The 11,090-nt window shown below is 58.9% G+C and carries 11 protein-coding genes; 4 read left to right on the top strand and 7 right to left on the bottom strand.

What is annotated here, in order from left to right; translation table 11 throughout:
* Nucleotides 1–424: 424 nt before the first annotated feature.
* From EOB49_RS27610 to EOB49_RS38675, 3 genes are all read left to right on the top strand, one after another.
* On the top strand, nucleotides 425–619 hold the full coding sequence (locus tag EOB49_RS27610; RefSeq protein WP_127382843.1) for a hypothetical protein: 195 nt from the start codon (nucleotides 425–427) through the stop codon (nucleotides 617–619).
* The gene (locus tag EOB49_RS36590; protein ID WP_164781826.1) at nucleotides 616–780 is read left to right on the top strand and encodes a hypothetical protein; all 165 of its coding nucleotides are present in this window, start codon (nucleotides 616–618) and stop codon (nucleotides 778–780) included. Before EOB49_RS27610 ends, EOB49_RS36590 begins: the two co-directional genes overlap by 4 nt.
* Nucleotides 781–1,099: 319 nt before the next feature.
* Nucleotides 1,100–1,216, top strand: coding sequence for an ATP-binding protein (locus tag EOB49_RS38675; RefSeq protein ID WP_275955070.1), 117 nt, complete (start codon nucleotides 1,100–1,102; stop codon nucleotides 1,214–1,216).
* Between the two features lie 407 nt (nucleotides 1,217–1,623).
* Here the strand turns inward: EOB49_RS38675 and ehuA are convergent, their stop codons facing one another.
* The 7 genes from ehuA to EOB49_RS27570 all read right to left on the bottom strand — a co-directional run bounded on the left by ehuA (nucleotide 1,624) and on the right by EOB49_RS27570 (nucleotide 9,121).
* Nucleotides 1,624–2,400, bottom strand: a complete 777-nt coding sequence (gene ehuA / locus EOB49_RS27600; protein WP_245472858.1) for an ectoine/hydroxyectoine ABC transporter ATP-binding protein EhuA — start codon at nucleotides 2,398–2,400, stop codon at nucleotides 1,624–1,626.
* A gap of 100 nt (nucleotides 2,401–2,500) precedes the next feature.
* Nucleotides 2,501–3,169, bottom strand: coding sequence for an ectoine/hydroxyectoine ABC transporter permease subunit EhuD (gene ehuD, locus EOB49_RS27595; protein ID WP_127382842.1), 669 nt, complete (start codon nucleotides 3,167–3,169; stop codon nucleotides 2,501–2,503).
* The gene (gene ehuC / locus EOB49_RS27590) at nucleotides 3,166–3,837 is read right to left on the bottom strand and encodes an ectoine/hydroxyectoine ABC transporter permease subunit EhuC (protein ID WP_127382841.1); all 672 of its coding nucleotides are present in this window, start codon (nucleotides 3,835–3,837) and stop codon (nucleotides 3,166–3,168) included. Before ehuC ends, ehuD begins: the two co-directional genes overlap by 4 nt.
* Nucleotides 3,838–3,915: 78 nt before the next feature.
* The gene (gene ehuB / locus EOB49_RS27585; RefSeq protein ID WP_348630282.1) at nucleotides 3,916–4,758 is read right to left on the bottom strand and encodes an ectoine/hydroxyectoine ABC transporter substrate-binding protein EhuB; all 843 of its coding nucleotides are present in this window, start codon (nucleotides 4,756–4,758) and stop codon (nucleotides 3,916–3,918) included.
* Between the two features lie 213 nt (nucleotides 4,759–4,971).
* Nucleotides 4,972–5,409 (bottom strand): DUF2267 domain-containing protein, encoded by a 438-nt coding sequence (locus EOB49_RS27580; RefSeq protein ID WP_127382840.1) that lies wholly within the window; start codon nucleotides 5,407–5,409, stop codon nucleotides 4,972–4,974.
* 529 nt (nucleotides 5,410–5,938) lie between these two features.
* Complete coding sequence (locus tag EOB49_RS27575; protein ID WP_127382839.1) at nucleotides 5,939–6,871, bottom strand: 2-oxoglutarate and iron-dependent oxygenase domain-containing protein; 933 nt, start codon at nucleotides 6,869–6,871, stop codon at nucleotides 5,939–5,941.
* A 552-nt stretch (nucleotides 6,872–7,423) separates the two neighbouring features.
* Nucleotides 7,424–9,121 (bottom strand): GMC family oxidoreductase, encoded by a 1,698-nt coding sequence (locus EOB49_RS27570; RefSeq protein WP_127382838.1) that lies wholly within the window; start codon nucleotides 9,119–9,121, stop codon nucleotides 7,424–7,426.
* An 888-nt stretch (nucleotides 9,122–10,009) separates the two neighbouring features.
* On the opposite strand from EOB49_RS27570, the gene EOB49_RS38020 reads away from it, so the two are divergent.
* A complete protein-coding gene (locus EOB49_RS38020) occupies nucleotides 10,010–10,381 on the top strand; it encodes a hypothetical protein (RefSeq protein ID WP_245472857.1) in 372 nt (123 codons plus the stop codon).
* Nucleotides 10,382–11,090 lie beyond the last annotated feature (709 nt).

Genomic DNA, 11,090 nt, shown 5'->3' with positions numbered 1-11,090 from the left:
CTGTGGGGTTCTTGGTTCGCGCGATTGACAGGCCAAGCGAACCTAGGAGCGCGTCTTCGGGACGACCACGGGGTCACGGCCGATCCGGCGGTGCTGTCGCGCTTTCTGCGCCGGCGCGGCGCGAAAATTCCCTGGTTGGCGCTTCTACCGCGGTGTCGATGTCCATGCCGATTCCATCAGGACGGGAGCGGCGCTGGTGTTCCAACTTGGAGAACTTCTGATGATATTGTATCTACTCTGTCAGGGTCCGCCGGTGACCGCAATCGGCCGGCGAACGGGCCGCGATCCACGACGGTCCGCAAATACGCCAAGCAACCGCAAAACTCAATCCGACATCGTCGGCCGCCTCGGCGACCAGGTCGCAAGGTGATCACACGACCTAACCAGAACGTCGCCACGCGGCTGGCGTTGTGGGGAGCCGGTCATGCGCATTCGCCCGCCCACTATCGACAGCATCAGGAAGAGCCTGGTTGGGCTACGCGTGCCACGGGTCCTCGAAGCGCGCGACGCGGCGCTGCGGCGCATCAAGCAAGGCGAGATCGACGGAATCGAGGTCTCCCACCATCTGCTGCTCGACGACTCACCCTGCGCGATAGCAGCGCATCAAGTTGGCGCTTGACGAAGGCGCGCCTCACCGCCATCAAGACGCTCGTTGGCTTCGACTTCGCCTTCCAGCTATCGCTCGATAAAGACCGCATCATGGCGCTGGCCGAGCTGAGGTTCTTCTCGGCCCGGCTGGCAAGAGCCACGTGGCGACCACACCCCCTATCGAAACCGTGAAAGCCGCAAAGAGCGTCTACTTCTCGAAGCTCGCGACGTCCTCGCCTCGCTCGCTGAGGCCGTACGCGAAGAGCAGCTGCGTAAGCGTATTCGCCATCCATGCCGCTCGCTTCGGCTTCGATCGGCACGTCCAGCTCGATGCCGAAATAGTCGAACAAATCCGGGCGCGGCACTGGCCTCGCTGGTCGTCGTCATGAAGTCGGCGATCTCGCAGTCGCGCGCGGCGGCGGCAATCTGTTTCTTCCCGCTTGTCAACGCCCGATATGAATAGCGCGCCATCATTTCACCTCAAACCGGATTCGCCGAACGGGGCGAGGTCTTGGGCGATCCCATTGTTGCAACAGCGCTGCTCAATCGCCTGCTTCACCACGCGGTCGTCATCCAGATCGAGGTATCAAGCCTTCCGAGGAAGAAGCTCACCCACCCGGGTTCATGATCTCGTGCCGCAACCGCAACCCGAGCTATCGTATTCACCACTTCGATCCCAGCACCGCCGCTCTCCTAATCCGATTGCTGATCGAGCCGCAGACGACGCCGCCTCGCCCGGCCGGTTGAAGATGGCTTTGACTGTTTTACCCAGTTGAAGGCGCCGATCCGCTGGATGTTTTGCAGCCTGAGCCGGAACTCCTCCCCACGTCTGCCGGAGAGTTATGTCAACGTCACCGGCGGCGTTGCCGCGATGTCGAAATTTGCGCTGAGCAGTATATCGGCGAGGGTGAGTGCTGTGGAGCTCCTATCCTCCCCTTTATTGAAGATAGCTCGCGGAGACCCGGTTGTAGTGGGAGACACGTTGCTCAGCAAGCCATTCTCGCCGTTGCGGTGCTCCGAGGCCCCGCGTATTCGCTACCTCGCTTCCAGCACGGCACTGAGGAACTGCCGCGTCCGCTCGTTCTGCGGATCGCCAAAGAGCTGGTCGGGCGGACCCTGTTCGGCAATCTTGCAGCCGTAAAAGAAGCAGACGCGGTCGGAGAACTCCTTGGCGAAGCCCATCTGGTGCGTGACCATCAGCATAGTGAGGTCATGCTCGGTGCCGAGCTTACGGATTACGTTGAGCACCTCCCCGACGAGCTCCGGGTCGAGCGCCGACGTCACCTCGTCGAACAGCATCACCTTAGGCCGCATGGCCAGCGCCCGAGCGATCGCCACGCGCTGCTTCTGGCCGCCGGAGAGCTGGATCGGGAAATGGTTCATCTTGTCGCCGAGCCCCACCAAATCGAGCAGCTCCGCCACTCGGGCCTCAGCCTCCTGCCTGGAGAGCCCAAGCACCGAGACCGGCGCCTCCATGCAGTTCTGCAGCGCGGTCATGTGCGGAAATAGGTTGAAGTGCTGGAACACCATGCCGATCTTGCCGCGTACGCGCCGCAGGTGCTGATCGCTCGCCGGCACCATCTGGCCGTTCTTCTGCATGTGCGTGAGCGGCTCCCCGTCGACCCAGATCACCCCCCCGTTGATGCGCTCCAGCGTCATCAGCATGCGCAGCACAGTGGTCTTGCCCGAGCCGGAGGGGCCGATGATCGACACCTTCTCGTTGCGAGCGATGTCGAGATTGAGCCCGTCCAGCACCGTCAGCGCGCCGTAGCGCTTGGTGACGTTGTCGAAACGGACCATGGGTTCGCTCATGACTTTCTCTTTGCGCGCCATATCGTGGGTAAGCTCGTCCAGCACGCTATAGCGCGTCGTGACATTCTTGAAGACCATGGATTCGTTCATGGCGGACCTCCTACTGCAGATGGTAGCGGCGGTTGAGCCAGACGCTCACCGACTGCACGATTGCCGAAGCGACCAGGCTGAACACGAGATAGAAGAAGCCGACCATGGTGATCGCCTCGATGTACCGATAGTTGTTGCCGCCGAAATTCTTCGCCTGCTGCAGCATCTCAAGGACCGCGATCGCCGCTAGAATCGGTGTGTCCTTGAACATGCCGATGAAGTAGTTGCCCAGGCCGGGCACGATGGGCGGGATCGCCTGCGGCAGGATGATAGCCCGCCAACTGCGCACGCGCGACAGGTTTAGCGCGGTGCAGGCCTCCCACTGCCCGCCGTCCACATTCTCGATGCCCGAACGGTAGACCTCGGAGCAATAGGCGGCGTAGTGGATGCCGAGCACACCGATCCCGGCCGTCCACGCGGGAATGACAATGCCGAATTGCGGGCCGACGAAATAGACGAAGAACACCTGCAGCAGCAGGGGCGTTGAGCGGATGAACTCCACGATCTCCGTCATGGCAGTGGAGATGTAGCGGTTCGGCGACTGGCGGATCAGCGCGAAGACCAGCCCCAGCACCAGCGCGATCGCGAAGCCGAGCAGCGTGGCCTGAACTGTGACAATCGCGCCCCGGTAGAGATACGGGATCGCCTCCCAGACATACGACCAGTCCCAGATGTTCATGCCAGCGCCTCCCGAACAAAGCCGCGCGAGAAGCGGCGTTCCAGCCAGCGCACGAAGGGCGTGATGAGGGCGCGCGCAATGACGTAGTAGCCGAACAGCGCCACCGCGAAGAACAGGAGGTAATTGCCGGTGGCGTCGGCCGCCAGCTTGGAGGCGGTGGTCAGCTCGGTAATGGTGATGAAGAAGATGAGCGATGTACCTTTAAGCAGCTCGATCAGCAGAGTGCCCCAGGCGGGCAGCATGGCGCGGATCGCCTGCGGCAGGACGATACGGCGCATCATGGAGAGCCATGAGAAGTTGAGCGCGATGCTCGCTTCATACTGGCTGCGGTCGACGGCCTGGAGGGCGGCGCGGACCAGCTCGGCGCCGTAACTGGAAACGGACATGCCGATACCGAAGATTGCGACGGTCCAGGGTGACAACGCGACCCCGAAGATAGGCAGCACGAAGAACCACCAGTAGAGCTGCACAAGCATCGATGTTCCGCGTAAAAATTCGATATAGGCGATGCCGAACCAGCGTAGCGGCCAACGGGGCGAGACCCGCATCAAGCCGACGATCAGCCCCAGGACGATCGCCACCACAGATGCCCCGAGGGTCACGATCAGGGTGATCGCGACGCCTCTAGCCAGCGCGGCCACGCTGAAGCCGAGCGCGAATTCGTTCATGTCTCTGTCTCCGCTGAGCGCTCCCCGGCCTGAGACCGGGGGAGGCGGTCAGGCTCATGGACGGCAATTCCACCGGAACTACCCCTTGCAGAGTTCGGCGGTCGTGGTGCCGTCCGGCAGGGCGGCTTTAGTGTAGCCGTACTTACCGACCGACGCCATCATCTCGTCGGAACCGATATAGTCTTTCATCACCGCATTGAACGCGTCGACCGCCTCCTGCTGGTTGGGCAGGAAGGCGAAAGCAGGATAGCCAATGGCGGGCGGGGTAAACGGATCGGCCAGCTCGGTGCTGTCATCTTGGTCGGCAAATTTCTTCATGGTGAAGTAGTCGCCGGCGCCAGCGGCGGCGCGGCCGGCCTTCACAGCCTGCACGATCTCCGCCGGTCCGGCGACCTGCATGATCTTGTCGTCGGCAATGCCGACTTCTTGCGCGTACTTCACCGAATCGTAACCGGAGGCGGTGACAAAGGTGAGGCCCTTGTCGCGCACGTCCTGGTAGGAGTGCAGTTCTTCCGGGTTGCCCTTCGGCACGAGCAGCCCGTCGGCGCCCTTGCCGAGCGGCTCTGTGAAAAGCACGTTCCGGCAGCGCTCGGGGAGGATGAACATGCCGCCCGTGATGATGTCGAAGCGACCGGCCTGCAGGCCAGGGATCAGCGAGCCCCATTCGGTGACGATGGGCTCGACCTTGGTCGTGCCCAGCCTCTTCAGAATGTCGATCGTCATCGCATTGACGAAACCGAGCGGCTCGTTGTTCTCGCCGGGATAGGCCCAGGGAATCTCGTTGGAGAAGCCGATCCGGATCGTCTCTCCGTTCTTGATCTTCTCGAGCAGCGACTGCGCCGAAGCCGAACCGGCAAACGAGGCCATTGCCATCGCCGCTATGCCGGCTGCAGCCATCCCCCTCAGGATTGCACGCCTCAAGGGGTCATTCCTGCTTTCGTCGTGTTTCCACTTTTTCACCGTAGTTCCTCCCAGCTCACGTTTTGTTTGGCCGCTTGTCCCACCGATCGTGAGATGACGTTCATATCCATGCGTTCACGTGACTCATGATGCGGCGGTGCCCCTCGTCCTGCGGGTTCAAATCGCGCCTCGATACGACTGGGACTTTCCAGCCCATCCTTGATACCGGAGCGCTCAGTGCCCCGCTTCGTCTTGGACTGGCCAAAGGTTACGCAGCCCTCTTGGAATGGCGGACTTGGCACCTTTGACCTCTGCTGCAGGCAGGCGGTCCACAAACTGGGCTATGACCGAGCGGGCAACCTCTTCCGGATTCACCGCCGGGTCACGATGGACGCCGTCGTGGATCCGGTCGAGAAACGAATTCCGGTCTCTGGCGTTGGCCCGGCGGCCGGGATTCCACCCCTCGTAGTAGAAGCCGCGAAGCAAAGCCGGCAACCGAGCGCCCATGTAAACGGCATGGTCGCGATCCAGGCAGTCGCGCAGGGCGTGCAGCGTCGCAATCAGAGCTTGGTAGACCCGCTCGCGATCGTGCCAGCGAAGTCTCCACATCAGATCGCTGATCCAATTCTGCGTTACTTCTAATGCGTTGTTGAAATCATGCCTCGCGCACATTGGCTTTTCTCATTTCCTTGAAGATTGTCAGGATCTCGAATGCGCCTCGTCGGCCTTGAGGTTGACCCTGTCAGGCGAGACTAGCGCTGCAAAGAAGAGGACCACAAAAATGGCTTCCGTCCGCGGCGAACGAGCGGTGCCTGACAGATGAAAAGAGGCCTTCCGGTAGCGAAGTAGTTCCAGAGGCCAAGCTGGAGTTCAGACGGTTTGACAAAGATATTAACCGGAGCGTTCGCGAGTGCTCGTGCGGGCACGGCTCGACCCAGACAAACACTCCCTTTGGTTGTAATTATCTCCTTGCATCCAGATTAATCGCTCAATTTCCGCGTCAGAAATCCTCGCCTCAGCGCAGCGCTAGGATCTCGTTCGGCGCAATCTAAACAATTTGGCAGTCCCAGCGTGCCTCATTCCAAAGGCCTAGAGGCCGCCGCGTTACGCGACGGCGGCACTCAGAGAGTTCTTCTAGGGCTCACGTCAGGGTGTGCTACATCGTCGCCGCAGTTTGCTCCCGTTTCATAAAGCCGAACACCTACTGCAACTCACGCGCGCGCCCGGCCCCATTCCCCTTTTCCCATATTGACTCGTAGTTTCGCAGCATCATCTCCGCGACACCAAAGGTGTGATTGCCTTGCCGCGAAGCCAGGCGAGCATCGATGTCGGGATAGATAAAGAAGGGCAGGGAAATTCGTTCGGCCGGACCAATGTGCACGACCTGATGCGGCGTACTCTTGAACCGGTTATCGCTCAACACCTGAAGCATGTCGCCCAGATTGACAACGAGACTATCGGGGAGGCTCGGCGCCGGTATCCAACGCCCGTGGAACCACACCTGCAAGGATCGCGTGGGGAGTTCCTCCTGCAGCAGCAGCGTGAAAAAACCATTGTCGGTATGCTTAGCGGCCGCGCCACCGGTAGACGGATATCGGATCACGCGTTGCAGAACCGTCGGCGGGCTGAAATGGCGTTGGAACCAGCCTTTTTCCATATCGAGCAGGTCGGCCAGCGCGTTCCCGAGCGGCGGGACGACGCCATTAAGCACGGTGGCCTGCAAAGCTAGGAGGCTCCGCGCGAAACCTGGAGCTAAGGCGTCGTCCGGAAGGCGTGTGCGTCCGGCAAATGGACGCCGGTCGCTTTCATTCTCGATACCGAGGTCGAACATTTCCTTTGGGTCCGGTCCGGCCTCGGGATGCAGCATTTCACCGTGCAACGGACTGTATCCACGGGCGGTGGTGGGGTGGACGTTTTGAAAGGCGTGACCATAGCGTTCCTTCGTAGCCAGGGGCAACGCGAAGAAGCGCCGGGAAGCATCGATGGCTTGTGTAATCTGTTCTTTCGGGATTCCGTGCTCGATAAGGTAGAAGAATCCGTACTCCTCGCAGGCCGTGCATAATCGCTGTTGCTCTTCACGTCGCGTTGCATCGGATGACAGTTTCGCCAATGAGATTTGCGGTAGCGTAGTCATAGTCGCTCCTCCGTCGGTGCTGTGCCCCTGTGGGGCTACTTAAGCCAAAAGCTTGTTTTACATTCACAGATCTATTCTCTGTCGAAGCGAATATCCTCTAGATTACCCACCGGCGCAACAGAAAATATGTTAAGAATATGCGAAATTACTGTACAATTGGACTTAACGGTCCCTGAACATCCGTAGCAGGCGAGGTTTGTGACCGCCCTCGAGTTCAAGAAGGGACGATGAGCACTTTCCTGCAAATGCGAAAGCCTGTTCGATGATCTGCGCGAGATCTGCCCAAATTCACGCTGGCCAGGGTGTGGACGCCGTACACCCAGCCCGTATCGCCTTGCGATGTTGATACAGGCGAATGACCGCCACGTTCCAGTGCGTTGGCAATGCGCAACAGCAAGCATCAGTATGCATGTTGATAGGGACGGAATTGCCAAGCTTGTGTGGGTGAAAGCAACGGCAAGTTCTACCTCTTCGGGACTTGTCTGGCATTTGACAGCTCATAAACCTCGATCGCTTGGCCAAAAACGAATCCGGCCACAAGAAGTTTTTTGATCACCTTTTCGCTGATGATTCCCGGTTTTCTTTTAAAATTGCGTCAACCATCTTCTCAGCCACCATGATCGTTGGAATGTTTGTATTGGCCCGGGGGCAGAACGGCATCACCGAAGCATCGGCAATCCTCAAACCCGAAACGCCCCGAACCCGGCCCGACGGATCAGTCACCGCAGCAGGGTCGGAGGCTTGCCCTATCTTGCAGCTCGAAGTCGGATGCCAATTGCCGGTCACATTCTGTCGGACAAATCGGTCGAGATGCTCCTCGTTTTTGATCAGATCTGCAATGCTATGACCATCGGTTATGACATGACTAATGAGGGCGCGGCGCAAGCGTGGAGAACTGTCCATAAGCAAAGCAAGCACCGAGGTGAGTCCGTAATTAACGCAATTGACCTTACTGACCTGCTTCGCTCGTGCATTCCAAGCTGAGGGAAAAGGGTCAAGCGCGACCGCCGACAGGGAATCCTGCTTCAGTAGGCGGGCCATGAAACAGAATCCGTGCTTCAGTCGATCGGCGTCCCGCTTGTCGCTCAACCAGTTGAAATCTACCTGCGGCTCTACAGTATGAGAGCGATCCTTGAGCACGATCGTTCCTGTCGAGTAAACTCGGTTGACCCACAAATAGAGGGAGCCGAGGCGCTTGCCCAGCGGGTGCCAGGCCGACTTCGCAACTCCCGATATTGCCATGTCCGTCGACGGGCACCCATTGTAGCCCGACGAGTAACGGGCGTGCATCTGGATGTGGCCGCTCACATTGGGCGCCATGCGATCGCTTGGTTTCAAATACGCAGAAACGGCGATCCCTGGATGTTCTTGAAGGTTCTGGCCCACACCTCTTACATCTGCCACAACCGGAATACCGAGATTTGTCAGTTGCTCGGCCGGGCCTACCCCGGAGCGCATCAATATGGTGGGGGAGTGGACAGCTCCGGCGCAGAGGATCACACTTGAAGCGAGATACGACTGCTGGCCGAAGTTGTTTTCCGTCTCCACCCCCGTGACGGTGCGGCCTGAAAAGGCCAGACGCACAACCGTCGTTGCCGGCAAGATTGTCAAATTGCGTCGAGAGCGGACGCTCTCGGACAAGTAGGCCATCGCAGCGGAAACGCGGTGGCCGTTTCGGTTGGTCAAGGGAACGACGGAGTAGCCGTCACCAAAACCACCATTGAAGTCCGGCCTGAAATGAATACCCTCATTTTCATACGCTCTCGATACCGCTCGGATAAAGCCGGACCAGTCTGATCGCCGCACCCGACTTATCGGCAGCGGACCAGCCTTGCCGTGAAATTCGCCGCCGAAATCCAGATCGCATTCGAGGCGACGGAAGTAGGGTAGAACCTCCTCCCAACTCCAGCCCGCTGCACCGCTCGAGGCCCAGTCATTGTAGTCTTCGGGACCACCGCGGTTGGCCACCTGAGCATTGATGCTGGAGCCGCCGCCCATCACCCGGGCCTGCTCGTAATGAATGGGCTTGCGGCCATCCCGGACTGTGGTCGCGTCGAGTAAAGGCCATTGATAATCAGGATTGAAGTAAGCACGTGTTGGATTGCCTTCCAAGATGTCATCAGGGACGGCATTCGGGGGCGTATCAGGACCGGCTTCGATGAGCAGTACGCGATGTCCATCGGCGGAGAGCCTGCTCGCTACGACGGATCCAGAGGAACCGCCACCGATCACGATATAATCGAAAACCACACAAGCCTCCCACTATTCACATGATGCTCAGACGAGGGATAACGGGCACTATTAGGCCCCCCAGCAGAGGATCACTCGTCAGGCAGCTAAATACGTGCTGGTGCCGTAGGAAATCCACACTACACCCTAGTAGTTGGTAAGAGGCCGAGAATCAGCTAGGATGACGAGCGGAATGAATGTCGAGACGGCCGCGTGAGCAATTTCGTCAAGTTTTAGCCGCTATCTTGCAGTCATCGCACCGATGCGACCTAGCCGATCTTCTTCCAGCTCGCGCCGGCACGTTACGCCACCCCTGGCGAGACCGTGTGCGGCCCGCCTTTAACGGCGTGGCGCTCGGACGAGCGACGATCCCGAAGGATATCCTATGTTCCGTGCGCTTGCTGTTCGTCATGCTAAAAGTCATTCCCGCCTATAAGCGGACGCGTCAACTACTAGATGCCGTAGTATCAGTGCTTTCCCGCAAGCTCTAGAAGTCACCGTGTGTTCAGCGCACTGAAGGGCATCGGCATGCAGAGCAACGTCACGACCCTAGAGCTTGCGAGGTGCATCTGTGCGGCAGACGAGTTGGGGCGCAAGATGGGCCTTCACATTACCATGGGCGAAGGTTTTGAAGAGTACGTTGGGATCACCAGCAGACTTCCCGGGAAGTCACCGACGTATCCAAGCTTCCGTCCCGACTGTTCTTATCTTCCGCCTGGAAAGGCCTTTTGGATCGTCGGGCGTGATCAGGATGGAAGAGTAGCGCATGTACAAGCAATGCGTCTATATCATCTAACCAACACAGACGTTGCTGAGCACCTTGGGTCGTTGAGAGCCTGGTTCGCGGATCCTACCTTCATAGCCGGGTCTGGTTCCTCGTCTCGCTGCGATGCGCCCACTGGCCGCAGCATGACTGGGCTGGTCGCCTATCATGGCGACATCTGGTTGCGCGAGGACTTCAGAGGCCGCGGTCTCTCTACCTTTATCGGTCGCATTGCATTTGGACTAGCCTGGGCTAAATGGTCGCCGGACTTCATCTATGCGCTGGTTGCCGATTGGCACATCCAAAAAGGCGTTGTCGATCAGTATGGGTATCTACATCAGGAGCCACACGGATCAGTCCTGCACTTGCCCGCGCACGGGATAGATGACGACGATTGGCTCGTTTGGCTGACGCGAGACGAACTGTTGAAGACGGTTCGTGCCTCATCAGTGCAGGCGCCCGGTGAGAATACTGTGGCGAAAGCCGACTCTCGATCATGGACCGTATCGCCAGACTGATCTGAGCCGGAATCAGATGCCGTATGAACGTCTCATCGGCCCGGTGAATGTAGGTTTCCAAATACTACACATTCGAGAGCCTCTAACACGCGTGAGCCTCAGCGCCTGAGCGACTATCAACGACCAAGTTTCAAACTCTCTGGAGTGGGCTCGGGTTGGCGATAGTTTCGGTGGCACTATGTGACACTCTCGCTACGCTAACCGTTTGAGCTGCCGCCATTCCGGCAACACTGCTGGCCCTGCGTTAGCTGCCGGTCGACACCGCGTTGTCCCTTGGCATGTGGCATCCGGCAGGTTCCAAGAAGGCCTCGGACGCGACATACACGCGACCGCGAGGACCGCCGATTCAAGCGACGAGGACCGGAAGTGAGGTTGATTTTCCCAATGCAAGTCGAAAGGATTGCCCGGGAGATGTTCGTCCTCCCGTCGGGTTGGCGGGCGGGCCAGAGCCAAGCCCACCTTATCAACTGCGTCGGACAGACTTTCGGTAATCCCATTCACAACTATCCAGAATATAAGATGTTTCACCATTTTGAAGTTGTGCAATATAAAGATCAATATAATTTTACGTTCCGATAACTCACCGAGGGGAAACTCCGTGCTAAAGCTTTAACGCCGACCTGCCAAGGACGGCGCGCCGAGCCTTAGCCGCAGCTTTGTGCGCCGCTCGCAATATTCGGTGCAAACGGTTGCGGAGAAGGGATTATGG

Origin of the sequence: Mesorhizobium sp. M7A.F.Ca.MR.148.00.0.0 (genome assembly GCF_003997735.1) — a bacterium.
In the GTDB taxonomy this organism is placed as follows: domain Bacteria; phylum Pseudomonadota; class Alphaproteobacteria; order Rhizobiales; family Rhizobiaceae; genus Mesorhizobium.
Note: the sequence above shows the minus strand (reverse complement) of the source record. Positions and strands in the feature narration are given on the sequence as shown.